At 63.2% G+C, this 20,503-nt stretch carries 16 protein-coding genes and 1 tRNA gene; 4 read left to right on the forward strand and 13 right to left on the reverse strand.

The window, feature by feature from the left end; genetic code table 11:
* Positions 1–113: 113 nt before the first annotated feature.
* From pqqB to JV551A3_RS03265, 5 genes are all read right to left on the reverse strand, one after another.
* A complete protein-coding gene (pqqB, locus tag JV551A3_RS03245; RefSeq protein WP_133970042.1) occupies positions 114–1,025 on the reverse strand; it encodes a pyrroloquinoline quinone biosynthesis protein PqqB in 912 nt (303 codons plus the stop codon).
* Positions 1,026–1,103: 78 nt separating this feature from the next.
* Positions 1,104–1,175, reverse strand: coding sequence for a pyrroloquinoline quinone precursor peptide PqqA (gene pqqA, locus JV551A3_RS03250; RefSeq protein WP_003243383.1), 72 nt, complete (start codon positions 1,173–1,175; stop codon positions 1,104–1,106).
* A 158-nt stretch (positions 1,176–1,333) separates the two neighbouring features.
* On the reverse strand, positions 1,334–3,634 hold the full coding sequence (gene pqqF, locus JV551A3_RS03255; RefSeq protein ID WP_133978324.1) for a pyrroloquinoline quinone biosynthesis protein PqqF: 2,301 nt from the start codon (positions 3,632–3,634) through the stop codon (positions 1,334–1,336).
* Positions 3,635–3,792: 158 nt separating this feature from the next.
* On the reverse strand, positions 3,793–4,587 hold the full coding sequence (locus JV551A3_RS03260; protein WP_133970044.1) for a carbon-nitrogen hydrolase family protein: 795 nt from the start codon (positions 4,585–4,587) through the stop codon (positions 3,793–3,795).
* 14 nt (positions 4,588–4,601) lie between these two features.
* Positions 4,602–6,284, reverse strand: a complete 1,683-nt coding sequence (locus tag JV551A3_RS03265) for a flavin monoamine oxidase family protein (protein WP_133970045.1) — start codon at positions 6,282–6,284, stop codon at positions 4,602–4,604.
* A gap of 625 nt (positions 6,285–6,909) precedes the next feature.
* Between JV551A3_RS03265 and JV551A3_RS03270 the strand changes: the two genes are divergently transcribed.
* Entirely contained in the window at positions 6,910–7,200 is a 291-nt protein-coding gene (locus JV551A3_RS03270; protein WP_133970046.1) for a hypothetical protein, read from the forward strand.
* Between the two features lie 13 nt (positions 7,201–7,213).
* On the opposite strand, the gene JV551A3_RS03275 is transcribed toward JV551A3_RS03270, so the two are convergent.
* The 6 genes from JV551A3_RS03275 to rpsU form a co-directional block, all read right to left on the reverse strand.
* Positions 7,214–7,675 (reverse strand): Lrp/AsnC family transcriptional regulator, encoded by a 462-nt coding sequence (locus JV551A3_RS03275; protein WP_015268712.1) that lies wholly within the window; start codon positions 7,673–7,675, stop codon positions 7,214–7,216.
* A gap of 319 nt (positions 7,676–7,994) precedes the next feature.
* Positions 7,995–8,071 (reverse strand) — tRNA-Ile (locus JV551A3_RS03280).
* Between the two features lie 16 nt (positions 8,072–8,087).
* Complete coding sequence (locus JV551A3_RS03285) at positions 8,088–11,831, reverse strand: bifunctional diguanylate cyclase/phosphodiesterase (RefSeq protein ID WP_133970047.1); 3,744 nt, start codon at positions 11,829–11,831, stop codon at positions 8,088–8,090.
* A gap of 297 nt (positions 11,832–12,128) precedes the next feature.
* Positions 12,129–13,979, reverse strand: coding sequence for an RNA polymerase sigma factor RpoD (gene rpoD / locus JV551A3_RS03290; RefSeq protein ID WP_112251522.1), 1,851 nt, complete (start codon positions 13,977–13,979; stop codon positions 12,129–12,131).
* A gap of 67 nt (positions 13,980–14,046) precedes the next feature.
* The gene (dnaG, locus tag JV551A3_RS03295; RefSeq protein ID WP_133970048.1) at positions 14,047–16,029 is read right to left on the reverse strand and encodes a DNA primase; all 1,983 of its coding nucleotides are present in this window, start codon (positions 16,027–16,029) and stop codon (positions 14,047–14,049) included.
* A gap of 303 nt (positions 16,030–16,332) precedes the next feature.
* Positions 16,333–16,548, reverse strand: a complete 216-nt coding sequence (gene rpsU, locus JV551A3_RS03300) for a 30S ribosomal protein S21 (protein WP_003255575.1) — start codon at positions 16,546–16,548, stop codon at positions 16,333–16,335.
* Between the two features lie 204 nt (positions 16,549–16,752).
* Here rpsU and tsaD point away from each other — a divergent pair, with 204 nt between their 5' ends.
* The gene (gene tsaD, locus JV551A3_RS03305) at positions 16,753–17,778 is read left to right on the forward strand and encodes a tRNA (adenosine(37)-N6)-threonylcarbamoyltransferase complex transferase subunit TsaD (protein WP_133970049.1); all 1,026 of its coding nucleotides are present in this window, start codon (positions 16,753–16,755) and stop codon (positions 17,776–17,778) included.
* 3 nt (positions 17,779–17,781) lie between these two features.
* Here tsaD and plsY read toward each other — a convergent pair whose 3' ends face one another.
* A complete protein-coding gene (gene plsY, locus JV551A3_RS03310; protein ID WP_112251528.1) occupies positions 17,782–18,351 on the reverse strand; it encodes a glycerol-3-phosphate 1-O-acyltransferase PlsY in 570 nt (189 codons plus the stop codon).
* 74 nt (positions 18,352–18,425) lie between these two features.
* Here plsY and folB point away from each other — a divergent pair, with 74 nt between their 5' ends.
* The gene (gene folB / locus JV551A3_RS03315; RefSeq protein ID WP_133970050.1) at positions 18,426–18,782 is read left to right on the forward strand and encodes a dihydroneopterin aldolase; all 357 of its coding nucleotides are present in this window, start codon (positions 18,426–18,428) and stop codon (positions 18,780–18,782) included.
* The gene (gene folK, locus JV551A3_RS03320; RefSeq protein ID WP_133970051.1) at positions 18,773–19,282 is read left to right on the forward strand and encodes a 2-amino-4-hydroxy-6-hydroxymethyldihydropteridine diphosphokinase; all 510 of its coding nucleotides are present in this window, start codon (positions 18,773–18,775) and stop codon (positions 19,280–19,282) included. The genes folB and folK overlap by 10 nt, the downstream gene beginning before the upstream one ends.
* 111 nt (positions 19,283–19,393) lie before the next feature.
* Here folK and JV551A3_RS03325 read toward each other — a convergent pair whose 3' ends face one another.
* A complete protein-coding gene (locus JV551A3_RS03325) occupies positions 19,394–20,500 on the reverse strand; it encodes a multifunctional CCA addition/repair protein (protein WP_133970052.1) in 1,107 nt (368 codons plus the stop codon).
* Between the last annotated feature and the right edge of the window lie 3 nt (positions 20,501–20,503).

Consider the following 20,503-nt stretch of genomic DNA (forward strand, 5'->3'; position numbering starts at 1 on the left):
CTGTGGGAGCGGGCATGCCCGCGAACACCGGCGAAGCCGGTGCCATACACCGTGTTGGATTTTTCGCGGGCATGCCCGCTCCCACAGGGTTTGTGTCACCTCAAGGGCTGTTTTTACAACTCGATACTCATGCCATCAAAGGCCACTTCCACACCCCGGCGCAGCACTTCGGCACGCTCGGGCGAGTCTTCGTCGAGAATCGGGTTGGTGTTGTTGATGTGGATAAGTACCTTGCGCTGGCGCGGGAAGCCATCCAGCACCTCCAGCATGCCGCCGGGGCCGTTCTGCGCCAGGTGGCCCATCTCGCGGCCGGTACGGGTACCCACGCCACGGCGCTGCATTTCATCATCTTCCCACAGGGTGCCGTCGACCAGCAGGCAGTCGGCGCCGTGCATCATCGTCAGCAGCTTGTCGTCCACCTGGCCCAGGCCCGGGGCGTAGAACAGCTTGCCGCCGGTGCGGGTGTCTTCGACCAGCAGGCCAAGGTTGTCGCCCGGGTGCGGGTCGAAGCGGTGCGGCGAGTAGGGCGGCGCGGCACTGCGCAGGGGGAACGGGGTGAAGCGCAGGTTGGGACAGGCGTCGATGACGAAGCTGCCTTCCAGCTCGATGCGGTTCCACTGCAGGCCGCCGTTCCAGTGGCCGAGCATGTTGAACAGCGGGAAACCGGTGGTCAGGTCCTGGTGGACCATGTCGGTGCACCATACCTGATGCGGGCAGCCTTCGCGCAGGCTGAGCAGCCCGGTGGTGTGGTCGATCTGGCTGTCCAGCAGAATGATGGCGTTGATGCCGGTGTCGCGCAGGGCGCGGGCCGGCTGCATCGGGGCAAAGGCTTGAAGCTGCGCGCGAATGTCGGGCGAGGCATTGCACAGCACCCAGTGCACGCCATCGTCGGACAGGGCGATGGACGACTGAGTGCGCGGCGTGGCCCGCAGGGTGCCGTCGCGCAAGCCCTTGCAATTGACGCAGTTGCAGTTCCACTGTGGGAACCCGCCGCCGGCGGCGGAACCGAGAACCTGGATGTACATGGCCACTCTCTCTGCAGAAACCGTAGCGAAAAAACGAAAACGCCCCGGCAGGCCGAGGCGTTGAACCGTAAGCCGGGCTTAGCGGTTGGCGAAGTACATGGTGACTTCGAAGCCGATGCGCAGATCAGTGTATGCAGGTTTGGTCCACATGGAATTACTCCTTCCGGATGAGGGGGTGGGTTTGTCAGCTACTACTTGGGTACCGCCATTGGCTGGAGGTTCCCCTGGCTGGGATTGCGCTATCTTACAAGAAAAATTTGTACCGAAAGGTTAATTATTCGAAAACTCCCTTGCGGTTTTCGTAACAATCATGGGGTCGAGCCCAGCCAGGAAGCATCTGGTGCGGCAGCGTTGGCAAGGCATAGCCAAGGGGAACCTGTATCGAGCAGATGGCTCAGCAGCTGGTCCAGATCCGTCTGCCGCGTTTTCAGGATAGACCTGCGCAATGCATCCAGCCTGCCGGGTTGTGTGGCCAGGTATGTCTGCCACGCCCATTCGGCGACTTCGGCGTTGCCCATCGCCGCTTCATCGAATTGCCCGGCCAGGGCCTGACGAGCGGTAGGGGCCAGGGTAACGCCCCGGCGCAGCAAGGTGAGCAGGTGGTCGAGGATCTGTACCTGGCTAGCATGAGGCGACTGGACCCCGAAAAGCAGGCCGCCGACCCCCTCCACCTGACGAAAGGTACTGAATATTGCATAGCCGAGCTGCAGTTCTACCCGCAGCCGTTGGTAAACCGGCCCTTGCAGCAATTGGGCGAGCAGACGGCCAGCGGCTTCCATGGCCGCCGGGAGTGGGCAGAACAGCAGCAGGGCATGCTCGCTGCCGGGTACTTCGGCATGTTGCCAACGGCGGTTGGACCAGGCGGGTAGAGGGCCAGGCGCTGAGCCTTGGCCAGGGCAGTGCTGCAGCACGGTGCCCAATGCGTTCAGGGCGGTATCGTCGAAGCCGGCAGCCAGGCCGTGCCAGCTTGTTTGCTGCCACAGGTTGTCGAGATGCGTTTGTGTCAGGTTGCAGGCCGGAACAGGTGCAGGCCTGGCGCCCAGCACAGCGTCGGGTAACTGCTTGAGCAATGCCCGGATGGGGATCAGTGCCGGAGGCTGCGTCGAACAGGGTAGCCAGCTGCCAGCCGGGGGCTCGAGCATCAGCGCCAAGGCCTGTTCCACAGTGCGCAGCACCGCTGCCGGTAGCCCGGTGCAGCGCAGTTGCCAGTATTCGCCAGCGGCACTGAACTGCAACTGCACCGATACCCGTTCGCAGCGCTCCTGCAGGGGCTGCAGGGCACGTTCGAGCTGCGCATGCAGGCGCTGGCGCAAGGGTGAAGGAACATGCCAGCGCAGATACAGCGCCGCATACTGACGAGCGCCAGGCAGTTGGTCGCTGACTTTCAGTGCCGCTGGCAGCGGCTGCGGCCTGGCAGCAGGCAAGTCGGCCAGGAGCAAGGGGTCGACCGCGGGCAGTTGCCAGTGCCCATGCTCGCGACCCGGCAGGCCTTCCAGCAGGGCACGAAGGGCCTGCAAACCTTGTGTGTCCAAACCGCTGAACGGCTGGCCGGCGCTGTCCCGGCGGGCCAGCTCAAGCGCACTGGCACTGCGTTCGCGGCTTTGCTGCAGCAGTTCGAATTCGGCATTCAGTTGCCAGGGGTCGGCCTGGCGGATGAAGCCGAACCAGCCCTGCAACAGGGCAGCGGCTTCCTCCACAGAGGCGTCCTCACTGAGCTTCAGGTCAATGTGCCACAGCGACTGCCCGGCAAAGGCATACAGCGTCTCGGCCTTGAAGCCTTGCAGCCAGCCACGTTGGCGAAGCGCACCCAGCCAGGTGCCCGGGCGGCTATCGCCGAGGCAGGCGATCAGCAACTCAAGGGCCTGCTCGGCACCTGCCGGCAGGTTTTCGTGGCTGAACAGCAGGTGTGTGTCAGTCGCCGATAAAGGCGGTGGCAAAGGTTGTGGCACCCGTTCACCCGTTGCGAACAGTTTGGCATGCTGCCGGCCCAGCGATTCCAGTTCATCCAGCGATTGCGGGCCGCACAGGCTCAGGGTGACCTGGCCGCCTTGATAGAAACGCTGGTGAAAGCCACCGAGCGCTTGCTGGAAGGCAGGATCCTGCAAGGCCAGGGTGTGCCGGTTACCGGCATGAAAAGCGCCCAATGGATGGCCTGGTGCTGCGGATTGCAGCAAGGCGAACTGCTGCTGGGCCTGAGGGTTACGCGACCAGGCAATGAATTCGGCATGGATCACTTCTCGTTCGCGGCGTTGGCGCTCGATGCCCAGGTCTGGCTCGGCCAACATCTGGCACAGGCGCTCCAGCCCCCCGGCCAAGGCGCCGGGCGGGACCTCGAAGAAAAAGTCGGTGGTGCGTTCGCGGGTGCTGGCATTGACCTGGCCGCCGAGGGCCTGCACGTAGCGCATCAGGCCGTCGTCCAGAGGGAAGCGCGAGGTGCCGAGGAAGAACAGGTGCTCCAGGAAGTGGGCCAGGCCGGGCCATCTGCTCGGCGCGTCGTGGCTGCCCGCGTGTACCCGCAGTGCGGCGGCCGAGCGCTTCAGGTGCGGGGCATGGCGCAGGGTCAGCTGCAGGCCGTTGGCGAGGGTGAGATGGCGGGTGGCGTCAGGCATGGGAGCTCCGGTAACTGCTGTCCATGCTAACCCATTTGTTTGCAGGCTCGGCCTCTTCGCGGGTAAACCCGCTCCCACAGACACTGCACAGCTTTCAGACCTGTGCTTTACCCTGTGGGAGCGGGTTCACCCGCGAATGGGCCGCACAGCGGCCCCTGTCAGCCTTTACGCAGATGCAGCTCCTGGCGCAGATCGCTCAGGTAAGGAAACGCCGCCCGCCCCTGCACCACCCGCTCATGCTCCAGCTCCGCCAGCAACTGGCACTCGTCCCGCCCGGCCATGGCCAGCAGGCTGCCGTCCGGGCCGATGATGCTGCTCTGCCCGCAATACTGGATCTCGCCTTCCGAGCCGCAATAGTTGGCATACACCAGATAGCACTGGTTTTCCTGCGCCCGCGCCCTCACGGTCACCTGGCAGATGAAGTCGTACGGCAACATGTTCGCCGTCGGCACCAGGATCAGCTCGGCACCGTCCAGCGCCAGGCGCCGGGCGTTTTCCGGGAACTCGATGTCGTAGCAGATCAGCAGGCCGACCTTCCAGCCATCGAGCTCCACCACCGGGAAATGGTCGGAGCCCGCGCTGAACATCGAGCGGTCCAGCTCGCCGAACAGGTGGGTCTTGCGATAGTTGCTCAGGCAGCGCCCGTGCGCATCGATCAACTGCACACTGTTGTAGATCGCGCCATCATCGCCACGCTCCGGGTAGCCGTAGACGATGGCGATGCGGTGCGCCTGGGCGATCTCCACCACCTCCATGGCCGCGGGGCCATCGACGGCCTCCGCCAGGCGCTCGGCCTGGGCCAGGCCGATGTTGTAGCCGGTCAGGAACATCTCCGGGCATACCAGTAACCGGGCGCCGCGTTCGGCCGCCAGTTGCGCCTGATGACGCAACCGTTGCAGGTTGCCGGGCACGTCCAGTGGCTTGGGTGCGCCCTGGAACAGAGCGATGCGCATGCTGCCTCCTTGTCTCAGTCTGGCAGGGCGATCGGGCCGATCTCGTCGAACACGTCGCCTGGGCCGGGGTTGTCCGGGTGAGTGCGGCCACCGAAGTGGTTCATGATACCCCACACCGCATTCAGCGATGTCTGTACCGCGCCTTCCACCCAGGCCGGCGTCCACGACACATCGTCACCGGCGATGAAAATACCGCGTTGCTCGGCAGGCATGTCCTGCTGCATGAAGTGCGCGTACATGCGCTGGTTGTAGCGGTAGTGACCCGGTAGGGCGCCCTTGAAGGCGCCGAGGAAGTACGGGTCGGCTTCCCAGGAAACGGTGATCGGATCGCCGATGATGTGCCCGGCGATGTCGGTCTTCGGGTAGATCTTCTTCAGTGCGTCCAGGGCCAGTTGCACACGTTTTTCCACCGGGTGCGGCAGCATCTTCAGCGCGTCGCTCATCCAGGAATAAGACAGGCAGATCACCCCCGGCTTGTCGTCGCCGTTGTCGAACAGGTAGGTGCCGCGGGTGAGGCGATCGGTGAGGGTCATGCTCATTAGGTCGCGGCCGGTTTCCGGGTCCTTGTCTTTCCAGAACGGCCGGTCGACCATGACGAAGGTCTTCGACGACTGCATGTAGCGGGTGCGGTCCAGGGCCATCCACATCTTTTGCGAGAACAGCGATTCCTCGCAGTCGATCTGGGTTGTCAGCAGCCAAGTTTGGCAGGTGGCGAGCACGGCACTGTAGTGACGGGTGTCGCCCCAGTTGTCGGTGACCGCCAGGCGGCCATCGGCGGCGCGAGCGATGCGCTTGACCCCGGTACGCGGCGCGCCGCCATGCAGAGCGCTCAGGCTGGTGCCTTCCGGCCAATGCACGCAGCGCTCCGGTACATGGCGCCAGATGCCTTGCGGTACCTGCTCGACACCGCCGACTACCAGGTGCTGGTGGTCGTCGCAGTTGGTCATTACCACGCGGAAGATTTCCAGCATCGAGTTGGGGAAGTCCGAGTCCCAGCCGCCGGTGCCGAAACCGACCTGGCCGAACACTTCGCGGTGCTGGAAGCTCAACTTGGCGAACGAGCGCGAGGTGGCGACGAAGTCGTAGAAGGTGCGGTCGTCCCACAGCGGTACCAGCTTGTTCCACAGCTCCTTCAGGCGCGGTACGTCGCGGTCGCGGATGGCTTGCTGGATGTCGGCGAACTGGGCACCGCTTTCCAGCGCGTCGGCCCAGGCATCGGCCACTTCGTGGAACAGCTTGGGCAGGTCGGTGGTTTTTTCGGCGTAGTAGGTCTGGCCTTCCAGGTCGATCACCGTGCTGCCCGAGGCCGGAGTCAGTGGGTTGGGGAACGGTTTGGTCTCCAGGCCCAGCTTGTCCACATAGTGGTAGAAGGCGGTGGACGACACCGGGAAGCGCATGCCACCCAGTTCGGCGATGATCCCGTCGGTGCCGTTGAAAGCTTGCGAGCGCAGCCGGCCACCCAGCTTGGAGGCTTCGTACACCACCGGCTTGAGGCCCAGCTTCATCAGCTCGTAGGCCGCCACCAGGCCGGCGATACCGGCGCCCACGATTGCCACTTCCTCACCATGGCGCTCGGCCGGGATGCTGCCCAGGCCTGCGGGGTGTTCCAACCAGTCGTCGAAGGCGAAGGGGAAGTCCGGGCCGAAGATGGTGATGGGCTTTTTGCCGTCGGCGGGGTGGCGGTTTTTCTTGTTCATGAAGTGACCTTGCCAGAGAGGCTGCGCAGCGGGCGGAGCCTGAGTATAGGAGATGCCTGGGGGCCATTTTAGGGAGTGGGGTGTTCGTTATTAAGGTGCAGAGTGTTGTCTGAATGTCGCTTGTTTCGTCGAAATATAGTTACAACATGGTTTTATGACGAACAGGAAGAACACTGCTCTCAAGAACAGCGCCGGACTCTGTGGGAGCGGGCAAGCCCGCGAAGAAGCTGACGCGGTGTATGGCACGGGCTGCGCCCGTGTTCGCGGGCACGCCCGCTCCCACAAGGGTCGCGGCGGGCTTAAGACAGGGTGCAATCAGATAACTCCTACACCCGAGTCGTGAATTAAAGAATTACCCTACGCTCGCAATCGCCTCGGTCTGGCATCGCGGGAATCGCTTCATCGTTAACTTCACTGGGTCGCCGGAAATTCGGCGATCGGGCGTGAGAACCCGCGGACCATTCTGAAGGCGCACTGCTATGGCAGCTGTGCGCGGGCAGGCTTTGCCTGGCCGGGTACGCGCCTCCAAGTTCGCCGGTTCTCACCTCGTGCATGGCTGCCACCCAATTCCCGTGAGAAGGATGCGATTGGCCGCCAATCACCCTTGTGATTTGGAGGCTATACCATGACCAAACGCTTACCCGACCAACCCGAAAAACTGAATCCCACCGCAGAAAAAACCTTCTGCAACTGCGAATCCAGCCACCCGCCATTATTCGCCATTCGCCCCGGCATCGACGCCGCAGACGCCCTTGTCCACGCCTGCCTGCTGGCCCGTGGCCTCGATCAGATCGCCACCGACTACGCCCAGCATCACGCCCCCGAACGCAGCCGCGACATCGTCTGGTCGATGCAGCATTGCGCCGAAAGCCTTTCGGCGATTCTGGAGAGCCTGCTCGACGGCCAGGAAGCCTGACCGCCAGCCAGGTTCAGAGCGGCTGACCGCGGTCCACCTTGCTGCTGAGAATGATCGACGTGGTGGTCTTCTCCACCCCGTCGACACTGCCGATCTGGTCAAGCAGCTGGTCCAGTTGCTCGGGCGAATCCGTACGCAGCCAGGCGACATAGTCGAACTCGCCGCTCACTGCGCACAGCTGCTGCACCTGGCCCATGGCACTCAGGCGCCGCACCACCTCCTTGCCCGAGCGCGGCTGCACCTTGATTCCCACATACGCCTGCAGCCCACCCCCCATCACCCGCTGGCCCAGGCGCACGCCATAGCCGGAGATGACCTTGTTCTTCTCCAGCCGCTCCAGGCGCGAGTTGACGGTGGTGCGGGCGATGCCCAACTGGCGGGCGAGGGTGGCGACGCTTTCGCGGGCGTTGATCTGCAGCAGGGCGATCAGCTGGCGATCGATTTCATCCAGCGTGATGGAGCGGGAATCCGACATGGCAAGTCTCTACGGTTGGCCCGCTAGCCTAGCCAGCCAGTGATGGCCAGAGCAAGGGCAGTCACAGCTGGCCGCGCCATCGCGGTCCCTTTGTAGGAGCGGCCTTGCGTCGCGAAAGGGCTGCGCAGCAGCCCCGGCAGTATTCGCATCAGCGCTGAAATCCGGGGCCGCTTTGCGGCCCTTTCGCGACACAAGGCCGCTCCTACAGCTGCCGCGGCGGCCTGGCCCAGAATGTAAACATCAGCCGTAGCTTTTTCACCCGTCAGAACTGCCGAAAAGAAAAAGGCCTACGTTCTGCAACGTAGGCCTTTGAGTTTTCTGGTGGGCCCACACGGACTCGAACCGTGGACCAAAGGATTATGAGTCCTCTGCTCTAACCGACTGAGCTATAGGCCCTCAGTAAGTCGCCGGATTATAACGAGGGTTTCGCACCAGTGCCATCTGAAAGATCCGATAGTGCTATGCGAAGAAACGTCGCCGCGAACTCTTCCGGTGGCAGAGGCAGGCTGACGATGTAACCCTGGATCTGCTCACAGCCTTCAGCCGCCAGGAACCGTTGCTGGGCCTGGTTCTCCACGCCCTCGGCAATGATGGTCAGCTGCATGCTGCGGCCCAGGGCGATGATCGCTCGGGCGATGGCGGCGTCGTGGGGGTCGTCGGGCAGGCCGCGGATGAACGATTTGTCGATCTTGAGGATATCCAGCGGCAGGCGCTTGAGGTAGCTCAGCGATGAATAACCGGTGCCGAAGTCGTCGATGGCCAGTTGCACGCCCAGTTTCTTCAGCTGGTACAGCACGGCCAGGGCTTCCTCTGCCTGGCTCATGATAAAGTTTTCGGTGATTTCCAGCTGCAGGTCGCCGGCCTTGAGCTGGTAGTGCTTCAGCAACTGTTCGATGCGCCGGGCGAGATGAGGTTGGCGCAGCTGGGCGCCGGCGAGGTTGATCGACAATGGGCCGAACGGTTCGTAGTGCAGCTTCCAGGCCTGCATCTGCCGGCAGGCCTGTTCCAGTACCCAGTCGCCGATCTGGAGGATGGTGCCGTTCTCTTCCGCCAGGTGGATGAAGTGCTCTGGCGGCACTTCACCAAAGCTCGGGTGGCTCCAGCGGATCAGCGCTTCGGCGCCGACCAGGCTCTGGGTCTTGAGGCTGAGCTTGGGCTGGAAGCACAGGCTCAGTTCGTTGCGCTCGATGGCGCGGCGCAGTTCGTGCTCGAGGGCGATGCGTTCGCTGGCCTGGGCGGTGAGGTCGAGGGTGTAGGTTTCGACGCGGTTGCGGCCCTTGGCCTTGGAGCGGTACATGGCGGCGTCGGCGTTGCGAATCAGTGTGGCAACGTCGGTGCCGTCCTGTGGATAAAGGCTGATGCCGATGCTGGCGCTGGTGAAGAACTCGTGCTCGCCGGCCTGGAACGGCGCGTTGAAGCAGGTCAGCAGCTTGTTGGCTATGGCGCTGGCGTCGCTGGGTTTGTGCAGGCCGGGCAGCAGGATGATGAACTCGTCGCCACCCAGGCGGGCCACAGTGTCGACATCACGCACCTGCTCCTTCAGGCGTTGGGCGATGCCCTTGAGCAGCAGGTCGCCGACCGGGTGGCCAAGGCTGTCATTGATGTGCTTGAAACGGTCCAGGTCAAGGAACAGCACCGCGCCCTTGCGGTTGGACAGCTGCGAGCAGGTCAGTGCGGCCTGCAGGCGGTTCTCGAACAAGGCGCGGTTGGGCAGGCCAGTCAGCGGGTCGTGGTGGGCTTGGTAGTCGAGCTTGGCCTGGGCGTGCTTGAGGCTGGAGATGTCGGCGAACACGGCGACGAAATGGGTGATTTCGCGCTCTCTGTTGCGCACGGCGCTGATGGTCAGCCAGCCGGGGTACAGCTCGCCGTTCTTGCGTTTGTTGTAGATCTCGCCTTGCCAGTGGCCCTCATCGGTCAGCTGGTGCCACATGGCGACATAGAACGCGCTGTCGTGCTGGCCGGAGGCGAGCAGGCGCGGGGTCTGGCCGAGGGCTTCGATCTCGCTGTAACCGGTGATTTCGCTGAAGGCGCGGTTGACGGCACTGATGCGCTGGTCGATATCGGTGATCAGCACGCCCTCGGCGGTGTTCTCGAACACGGTGGCGGCCAGCTGCAGCTTTTCTTGCATCAGGTGGCGCTCGGTGATGTCGCGGGCGATGGTCAGCATGCAGTCGTCGCCAGCAATCGGCAGCGGCCGTGCAGAGAGCTCGCAGAGGCGAATCTGCCCATCGCTGCGGCGCAGGTGGCAGGTGAAGTCGCGAACGAAACCGTCGCGGTTGAGCTGTTCGACCAGGCGCTTGCGTTCGTTGAGGTCGACCCAGATGCCCAGGTCCAGCGAGGTCTGGTCGAGGGTCGGGCTGAGGTCATAGCCGGTGAGGCGGCAGAAGCCTTCATTGACTTCGAGCAGCAAGCCGTCGCTCTGGCGCGACAGCAGCAGGCCGTCGGGCGAGGCGTGGAAGGCCTTGGCGAATTTTTCTTCGGAGGTTTGCAACTGCTCCTGGGTTTCCTTGAGCTGGCTGATATCGCGTACCGCCACCACCAGCGCGAGGTTTCCGTCGAGTTCGAAGGTTTCGGCCGAGGTCAGGCCGGTGAACAGTTGGCCGTTGCTGCGACGGAAGCTCATTTCCAGATTGCGGATACCGCCCCGGTGCAGGCGTTCGAGCAATCGCGGGCCGGTGCCTTCGACGCCCCACAGGTTGAGCTCGGTGGCGGTGCGGCCGATTACCTGGCCAGGGGTCAGGCCGATCTGCTCTTCGAAGGCTTCGTTCACCTCCAGCAGGCAGCCATCGCTGTGGCGGGCGATCAGCAGAATGTCGGGGCACTGCTGGAACACCGAGGCGAACTTCTGCTCGGACAGGCGCAGAGCGTCCTCGGTGCGCTTGGTTTCGCTGATATCGATCATCAGGCCACGCATCACTGGCCGGTGGCCATGCTCGATCATGCTGACGATGTTACGTACCCACAGTGGCTGGCCATCGGCCCTGATCACGCGGTAGTCGAGGCTGTGGTCGCGCCCGGCAGCCGTTTCGCTGTCACAGTAGGCCTGGGCCCAGAGCGCATCCTCTGGGTGCAGGATGCTGCGCCAGAAGCCGGGTTTGAGCCAGTCAGCCAATGGGTAGCCGAGCAGGCCTTCGGCATGGGGTGAGACGTAGCTGTAGGTGAAGTCGTTGGCGTCGGCCTCCCAGGCGATGGCGGACAGGCTCTCTACCAGGCTGCGATAGTGGTACTCGCTGCTGCGCAGTTCCTGTTCCAGGGCGATGCGCCGGGAAATTTCCGAACTTAGCCGGCGGTTGATGCGGATGACCACGGCCAGCACTGCCATCAATACCAGCACCGCGGGCAGGCCATATACCAGCAGGTCCGACCAGAACATCCGTTGGTCGACCACATTGCCCACCCAGCGTTGCTGGATCTGGCTGACCTCGGCGCTGCTCATGTCGGCCATCACTTTGTCGAGAATGCCGACCAGTTCCTTCTTGTCGCGGGGGGTGGCCATGGCCAGCTGGTAGCGATAGGGCGTTTCGCCGCTGACGTAGAGGCCGTCGAGCTTGAGCTGGCGCAGGCTCCAGATGCTTGAAGCGAGGTCGCCGACCACCGCGTCCACTTCATCGGTGGCCAAGGCCTGCAGGGTAGAACTGACGTTGGGCAGGGCCACCAGGTTGAGGTCTGGGTGGTGGGTGCGCAGCAGTTCGTGCGGGGCGTAGTTTTCGACCACGGCAATCTTCAGGCCGTAAAGGTCTTCCAGGTTGCGAGGCTGTGCGCCGCCTTTGTGGGCGAGGATGACGATGGGGAAGTCGAGGTACGGCCGTGTGAAGGCCAGGTAGCCTTGGCGTTCGGGGGTGGACATGATGCCGGGCAGCAGGTCGATGCGGCTTTCGCGGGCTTGCGCCAGTACCTCGGTCCAGCTGCTGGGTTCGACCGGTTTGAGCGTCACACCCAGGCGTTGCTGGATCGTGGCGATGTAATCGGCGGCCAATCCCTGGTACCGGCCCTCCTGGTCGCGAAACTCGAACGGTGGCCAAGAGGCGTCTACACCCAGGCTCAGCTGCGGATGGGCAGCCAACCAGGCTTTCTCCTCGTCTGTCAGGGTCAGGGCGCCGGCCGTTGTGTTCCACAAAATCAGGAGCAGCAACAGGATGGCCGGCATCGGGTGCATAGCGGCCTCGCATTCAGGGGTTCTGAAATCGAGTGTAGACGGGCATTGCTGCAGGTGTGCGGTGAAGGGTGGGCTAGTCTGTTCGGGGTAGCAGGCGCTGAGGCTCTTTGTAGGAGCGGCCTTGTGTCGCGATAGGGCTGCGTAGCGGCCCCAGGATCTCGGCATCATGCTTGAATTGCCGGGGCCGCTCTGCGGCCCTATCGCGACACAAGGCCGCTCCTACAGGGATCGCGCCGGAGCCCAGAGTTGTGCAACAGGCGGAAAAGAAAAACCCCGGCCTGGGCCGGGGTTTTGTCATCACTCGTCGAGGAAGGAGCGCAGATGCTCGCTGCGAGTCGGGTGGCGCAGTTTGCGCAACGCCTTCGCTTCGATCTGACGGATCCGCTCGCGGGTCACGTCAAACTGCTTGCCTACCTCTTCGAGGGTATGGTCGGTGTTCATGTCGATACCGAAACGCATGCGCAGCACCTTGGCTTCGCGTGCGGTCAGGCCCGAGAGCACGTCACGGGTGGCTTCCTTGAGGCTTTCGACCGTGGCAACGTCGATCGGGGACTGCATGGTCGAGTCCTCGATGAAGTCGCCCAGGTGCGAATCTTCGTCGTCACCAATCGGGGTTTCCATGGAGATCGGCTCTTTGGCGATCTTCAGTACCTTGCGGATTTTGTCCTCAGGCATTTCCATGCGTTCGCCCAGCTCTTCCGGGGTCGGTTCGCGACCCATTTCCTGCAGCATCTGGCGGGAAATACGGTTGAGCTTGTTGATCGTCTCGATCATGTGCACCGGAATACGGATGGTGCGTGCCTGGTCGGCGATCGAACGGGTGATCGCCTGGCGGATCCACCAGGTGGCGTAGGTCGAGAACTTGTAGCCGCGACGGTATTCGAACTTGTCCACCGCTTTCATCAAGCCGATGTTGCCTTCCTGGATCAGGTCGAGGAACTGCAGGCCACGGTTGGTGTACTTCTTGGCGATGGAGATAACCAGACGCAGGTTCGCCTCGACCATTTCTTTCTTGGCGCGGCGGGCCTTGGCTTCACCGATCGACATGCGACGGTTGATTTCCTTGATCTCGGCAACGGTCAGGCCGGTTTCGGTCTCAAGGTCGATCAGCTTCTGTTGGCAAGCGACGATGGCAGCGTCCTTTTCACCCAGGGCGGCAGCCCACTTGGTGTTGCGCTTGGCCAGGTCACCGCTCCAGGTCTGGTCGGTTTCGTTGCTCGGGAACATGCGCAGGAAGTCGGCACGCGGCATGCGGGCGTCACGCACGCACAGCTGCATGATGGCGCGTTCCTGCTGACGCAGGCGGTTCAAGGCGTCACGAACACGCTCTACCAGTACCTCGAACTGCTTCGGTACCAGCTTGATCGGCATGAACAGGTCGGCCAGGGCTTGCAGGGCCTCGACGCTTTCCTTGTGGGCACGACCGTTTTTCTTCAGAACCTTGTTGGTGGCCTGCAGCTGGTCGTTGACCGCACCGAAACGCTGGCGCGCGACTTCCGGGTCCGGGCCGCTCTCGGCCTCTTCCTCGTCGTCACCGCTTTCGGATTCTTCCTCTTCGTCGTCGGACTCTTCCTTCGCGGCGGCGGCCTTGGCGCCTGGGATCGGCACTTCTTCGGTCGGCGCGGCGATATTGTCGTCAGGGTCGATGTAACCGCTGAGAACGTCGGACAGACGGCCACCTTCGGTGGTGACACGGTCATATTCGCCGAGAATGTAGTCGACAGTGCCCGGGAAGTGGGCGATGGCGCCCATGACTTCACGAATGCCTTCCTCGATACGCTTGGCGATTTCGATTTCGCCTTCGCGGGTCAGCAGCTCGACGGTACCCATTTCGCGCATGTACATGCGCACCGGGTCGGTCGTGCGGCCGATATCGGTTTCAACTGCCGCCAACGCAGCAGCGGCTTCTTCGGCCGCGGCTTCGTCGGTGTCGGCTTCCGCCAACAGAAGGGCATCCGCATCCGGAGCACTCTCGAATACGTTGATCCCCATGTCGTTGATCATGCGGATGATGTCTTCCACCTGTTCAGGATCTGAAATATCCTCAGGCAGGTGGTCGTTGACCTCCGCGTAAGTCAGGTAGCCCTGCTCACGACCGCGGGTGATCAACTCTTTGATACGAGACTGCTGTTGCGCTTTTCCGGACATAACACCCTATCCACTGAAGGTCTTGGCGGGCAAAAAACAAGCCGAGGATTATACCCGAGCATGGGCCTCACGCGCCAGATGAGGTCGGCGTTTGTGCGGGAACATTCCGGCTCAGCAGGGCGAGGAGCTGGGTTTTTTCCTCGCTGGTCAATTCGCTTTGACGTGATTTCCTGAGCAGTTGTTCCAGGCTGCGCTCGCGTTGGCGGGCGGACAAGCTAGTTATAGTGTCGAAAAACTGTTGTTCAAGGTTGTCGGCAACGATCAACCATTCCTTTTCCGCCAGGGCCCGCAGCAGGCGCCCCTGTTCGGTGCCGTGCCATCGTGCGATTAGCTGCATTGAGCTTAGCCCAGGATTTTTCTGCGCGGCTTCGATCAGTGCCACCAACAGCTGGCTGTAGAGGTGTTCTTCGTCGGCGAAGTGGCTGGCATCCTCCACCTTGCCGGCCAGCAGCGGGTGGTGCAGCAGGGTGCGCAGGGCGGCCAGGGTAGGCGGCTCGACCGGGGCCGGTACGCGCGGCGGCGCTTCGTCACGTTGCTGCCATGGCTTGCCACCCTTGCGGTTCTTGTCCCAGGGTTTGTCGCTCCACTGCTTCTTGCCGGCGCTCTTGCTCGGTTTCCACTCCTGTTCCTGATGAACGGGGGCGAAGTCGTGCTGCGGCATGTCGCCGTAATCGGGGGTGTAGCTGGCCATGGCATCGTAGTCGTAGCCAGGGTCGTAGTCCGGCACGCTGCTGGTGGCCGGTGCGTGTTGTGCCAGTTGCTCGACCTGCTGCGGGTCGAGGCCGGTGATTTCCTTCAGGCGGTTGCGCATCAGCTGGCGCAGGTTGGCACCGGGGATCTTTTCGATCAGCGGTGCGGCCAGGGTCGCCATGTGCGCCTTGCCTTCCAGCGAGCGCGGGTCGGCTTCGACGCCTAGTTGCTCGAAGAAGTAATCGGCCAGCGGCTGGGCGTGCTGGTTGATGCGGGCCATGAATGCATCGGTGCCTTCCGCGCGCACCAAGCTGTCCGGGTCTTCGCCTTCGGGCAGGAACAGGAAGCGCGCGCGGCGGCCGTCCTGCAGGTTCGACAGGGTCGACTCCAGGGCGCGCCATGCGGCCTTGCGCCCGGCCTGGTCGCCGTCGAAGCAGAACAGCACGCTGGGTACCACGCGGAACAGGCGCTTGAGGTGCTCTTCGCTGGTGGCGGTGCCGAGGGTGGCTACGGCGTTGCGCAGGCCCTGCTGGGCCAGGGCAATGACGTCCATGTAGCCTTCGACGACGATGATTTCGTCAAGGTTGCGGTTGTGCTTGCGCGCCTCGTACAGGCCATACAGTTCCTGGCCCTTGTGGAACACCGGGGTTTCCGGGGAGTTCAGGTACTTGGGCTTGTCGTCGCCAAGCACCCGGCCACCGAAGGCGATGATGCGCCCACGGCTGTCGCGGATCGGGAACATCACCCGGTCGCGGAAGCGGTCGTAGCGCTTGCCGCTTTCGGCGTTCTCGATCAGTAAGCCGGCATCGATCATCACCTTCTGCTGCAGGGTGTCGGCACCCAGGTGCTTGAGCAGGTTGTCCCAGCCTGGCGGGGCGAAACCCAGGCCGAAGTCACGGGCGATCTCCCCGGACAGGCCGCGGCCCTTGAGGTAATCCACCGCCGCCTTGCGGGTCGGGTGGCTGCGCAGGGCCTGGCGGTAGAACTCCGAGGCGGCGTCCAGCAGCGGGTACAGCGGCGAATCAGTTGGCTGGCGCGGCTTGTGGTCGCGGCGGCCTTGCTCGCGGGGCACTTCCATGCCAGCGGCGCGGGCCAGTTCCTCGACGGCCTGGGGGAAGTCCAGGTTGTCGTGGTCCATGACGAAACCCAGGGCGTTGCCGCCGGCGCCGCAACCGAAGCAGTAATAGAACTGCTTGTCGGGGCTGACCGTGAAGGAAGGGGTCTTTTCCTTGTGGAACGGGCAGCATGCGGAGTAGTTCTTGCCGGTTTTTTTCAGCTGGACGCGCGAACTCACCACATCGACGATGTCGAGGCGGTTGATAAGGTCGTCAATGAAACTCTGGGGAATCAGCCCGGCCATGGCAGTCTCGTCATCTGGCAACTGGCAAGTCTAATCGCTCACGCGCCGAATGGGGCGAGTGCCGTTTGGGGAAGTGCGAGGGAATGTGTGCTCGTCGCCAGCCCCTGAGGGCCCGTCAGTCGGACGTGCACGTCTGGTCATACAACAAGGAGGACCAGCTCTGACGTTTCAGGCAGGTTGCCCATGTGCAGTTCGCATGACGCTCGTGCAGGGCCTTGAGCTAGCTGCTCAAGTTTGAAACTACCACTGCCATCGCCCGGCGGTTAGCCGGGCAGGGCAGAAGCTTTGCGTAGAACGTCTGTATTAGTACAGACGAACGGCGCGGCGCTGTTCGCGCTGAACTTTCTTGGCGTGACGCTTAACAGCAGCAGCTGCTTTGCGCTTACGCTCGGCGGTCGGCTTCTCGTAAAACTCGCGGCTACGAACTTCAGCCAGTACACCGGCTTTTTCGCAGGAGCGCTTGAAACGACGCAGAGCTACGTCGAAGGGTTCGTTCTCTTTAACTTTGACGGCTGGCATCCAGGGCTACCTTAATTCATTACCGGGGTAGACGTGCTCCTGGCAAAACAAAGGTGTGCTGGAGAACGTCGGTTTTCAAGGGTTGCGGATGTTAACCCTTAGCAAGCCGGAATGCAAAGCCTCTGATCGAAAACCGCTGGTCGGCATCCGACACGGGGACTATCATGCGCGGCTTCGAATTCAGCCCCCACAAGGGACGAACCCATGCTAGTACTGGGATTGGAAACATCCTGCGACGAAACTGGCGTCGCATTATACGACAGCGAGCGCGGTTTGTTGGCCGACGCGCTGTTCAGCCAGATCGACCTGCACCGCGTGTTCGGCGGTGTGGTGCCGGAGCTTGCCTCGCGTGACCACGTCAAGCGCATGCTGCCGCTCATCCGCCAGGTGCTGGACGAGGCCGGCTGCGTCGCCACCGAGATCGACGCCATCGCCTACACCGCGGGCCCTGGCCTGGTCGGTGCCCTGCTGGTGGGAGCCTCCTGCGCCCAGGCGCTGGCCTTTGCCTGGGACATTCCGGCTATTGGCGTACACCACATGGAAGGCCACCTGCTGGCACCCATGCTGGAAGAAAACCCTCCGGAGTTTCCGTTCGTCGCTTTGTTGGTTTCCGGTGGCCACACCCAGCTGGTGCGGGTCGATGGCATCGGTCACTACGAGCTGCTGGGCGAGAGCCTTGATGACGCCGCCGGCGAAGCGTTCGACAAGACCGCCAAGCTGATCGGCCTGAACTACCCCGGTGGCCCGGAAATCGCCCGCCTGGCCGAGCGCGGCGTGCCTGGCCGCTTCGTGTTCCCGCGGCCGATGACCGATCGCCCGGGCCTGGAGTTCAGCTTCAGCGGCCTGAAAACCTTTGCCCTGAACACCTGGCAGCAGTGCCGCGATGCCGGCGACGACAGTGAGCAAACCCGTTGCGACCTGTCCCTGGCATTCCAGCAGGCGGTGGTGGAGACTTTGACCATCAAGTGCAAGCGGGCGTTGAAGCAGACCAGCCTCAAGCGCCTGGTCATTGCCGGTGGCGTCAGCGCCAACAAGGCCCTGCGTGCGTCCCTCGAGGACATGCTCGGCAGCATCAAGGGCAACGTGTACTACGCGCGTCCGCAGTTCTGCACCGACAACGGCGCGATGATTGCCTATGCCGGCTGCCAGCGGTTGTTGGCCGGGCAGCAGCAGGACCTGGCAATCAGCGTGCAGGCACGCTGGCCAATGGAGCAGTTGCCGCCGGTTTGAGCGTTAGAAGTGCCGCTCACGGCCCGCGAACAGGTCGCGCAGGTTGCTGCGGTGACGCCATACGATCATCGCCGTCAGCACGGTGATCGGCAGCAGGGCCTCTGGCTCGCGCCAGGCCAGCAATGGCAGGGTCAGGGGGGTGGCGATCAGCGCCGCCAGCGAACTGGTGCGGGTGAGGTAGAAGGTCAGCAGCCAGGCGCCAATGGCCAGCAGCGCGGCCGGGAAGTACAGGGCCATGAGCATGCCGGCGGCTGTTGCCACGCCCTTGCCGCCCTGGAAGCGGAAGTACAGCGGGAACAGGTGGCCCAGCACTGCGCACACGCCAACCCAGGCCTGCGCGTGCAGGTCCAGCCCGGTACCGCGGGCGAGCAATACCGGCAACAGGCCCTTGCACAGGTCGCCAAGCAGGGTCAGGATCGCCAGTTTACGGCCTGCCAGGCGTAGCATGTTGGTGGCGCCGGCATTGCCTGAACCGCTGGAACGCGGGTCCGGGCTGCCTGTAAGGCGGCTGAGGACGATGGCGAAGGACAGCGAGCCGAGCAGGTAGGCGAGCAACGCCAGTAACCAAAACATGCTAACTATTCCGGGCGAGGACGCCCTGATTCTAACGGCGCCAGTCGCCCTTGTCGTGCTGTGGAGAGAAGTGCTTGGACAGAGTGTTCATCGAAGGCCTGGAAGTCGATACCGTTATCGGTGCCTATGACTGGGAGCGGGATATTCGCCAGTGCTTGCGCCTGGACCTGAGCTTTGCCTGGGACAACCGCCCGGCTGCGGCCAGTGACGACCTGAACCTGGCGCTGGACTATGCCAGTGTATCGGCGCGCATCCAGGCGTTTGCCGAACAGGCCCGTTTCGAACTGGTGGAAACTTTCGCCGAGCGCCTGGTGGCGACGTTGATGGAGGAGTTCCACATCCCATGGGTGCGGTTGAAGCTGACCAAGCCAGGTGCGGTGCCGGCGGCCCGTGGTGGTGTTGGCGTGGAGATCGAGCGCGGATGTCTCTGAGCACGGTTTACCTGGGCCTTGGCAGCAATATCGATCGCGAGGTGCACTTGTGCGCCGGGCTCGATGCGTTGGCGGGCATCCTGACCGACATGCGCTGTTCGCCGGCGTTCGAAAGCCAGGCGGTGGGAATCAAGAGCGGGCCGTTCATCAACTTCGTGGTGACCGGGCAGACTGCGTTGCCGTTGATCGAACTGGACCGCCGGTTGAAGTTCATCGAGGCCGACAATGGCCGCTATGCGCCGGACCGCAAGGGGCTGCCGCTGGATATCGATGTGCTGATGTATGACGACTTGCACGGCACCTTCGATGGGCTGGTGTTGCCTCGCGCCGAGATCCTGAAGAACGCCTTTGTGCTGTGGCCGCTGTCGCTGCTGGCGCCCGAGTTGTTGCATCCGGGGGTAGGCAAGACAATGGCGCAGTTGTGGCAGGAGGCGCGGATTGATCAGGTGTTGGCCCCGGTTGCCTTCGAGTGGCGGGGGCTGCAGCTGACTCCAGCATGAGCCTGTACTGGCCCTTTCGCGGCTAAAGCCGCTCCCACAGGTTTAGGTGCGAGGTTCAGAAAATGCGCGGTCCCTGTGGGAGCGGCTTTAGCCGCGAAAGGGCCGGTTTGTTCAACCGAGCTTGTAAGCCTCGAGCGCTTTCAGCCGCTCACTTTTGAGCGCTTCACCCAAGGCCTGGCCAGTCAGCCCTGCCTGCACCAACGGCTTCACATCCACTGCCCGCGCCGCCGCTGCTGCCCCTCGCAGATAGTCGGCCTGTGGATAACCCGATTTGCCCTCGCCCAGTGCTGTCATCTCGCAAGCGATCAGGAAGTCCTCGAATCGCTGCGGCCGTCGATATACATCGAACTTCTGCAACAACTCCAGCACTGCCGTGGCAGGCAACTCCGGCGCCTGGCCAGCCTTCGCCAGGCACTCACCGGTCAGCAACGCCAGTTCCTGGCATTCCCGCGGCGCCTTGAGGCGCTGGTTGACCGCCTTGATCGAGGCGGGGGGCAGCGTGTGCAACAGGCAGGCCCAGCGCACGTGCAGAGCCTCTTCGTGCAGCGCGGCCTGCTCCAGCGCTGCCAGGCCCTGGGTATCGTTATCGAGCTCAGGCAGCAGCTCTGGCAAGGCCCCGCAAACGCGCAGCACCTGGAAGAACACCTGCGGCTGCGCCTCCATCAGCGCCCGCTCGATTTCCTTCCAGCTGCGCTCGGCGGTCAGCGCCTGCAGTTCGCCCGAGGCACTGATCAGGCGCATCAGCTCAAGCGTCTCATCGGCAACCCGGAAACCCAGCGGTGCATAACGGGCAGCAAAGCGTGCGACGCGCAGCACACGCAGCGGATCTTCGGCGAATGCCGGGGAAACATGACGTAACAGGCGTTGATCTAGATCCTGCTGACCGTTGTACGGGTCATAAACCGTGCCGGCTTCATCCTCGGCCATTGCATTGATCGTGAGGTCGCGGCGGATCAGGTCTTCTTCCAGTGTCACATCTGGGCTGGCGTGAAACGTGAACCCGCCGTAGCCGCGGCCGCTCTTGCGTTCGGTACGTGCCAGGGCGTATTCCTCGCCGGTTTTCGGGTGCAGGAACACCGGGAAATCAGCCCCGACCGGGCGATAACCTTTGGCAAGCATTTCTTCGACGCTAGCGCCGACCACCAGCCAGTCGATATCGCTGACAGGGCGGCCGAGCAGGCGGTCGCGTACCGCGCCGCCGACTTTGTAGATGTGCATGTG

Source organism: Pseudomonas inefficax (genome assembly GCF_900277125.1).
Lineage (GTDB): Bacteria > Pseudomonadota > Gammaproteobacteria > Pseudomonadales > Pseudomonadaceae > Aquipseudomonas > Aquipseudomonas inefficax.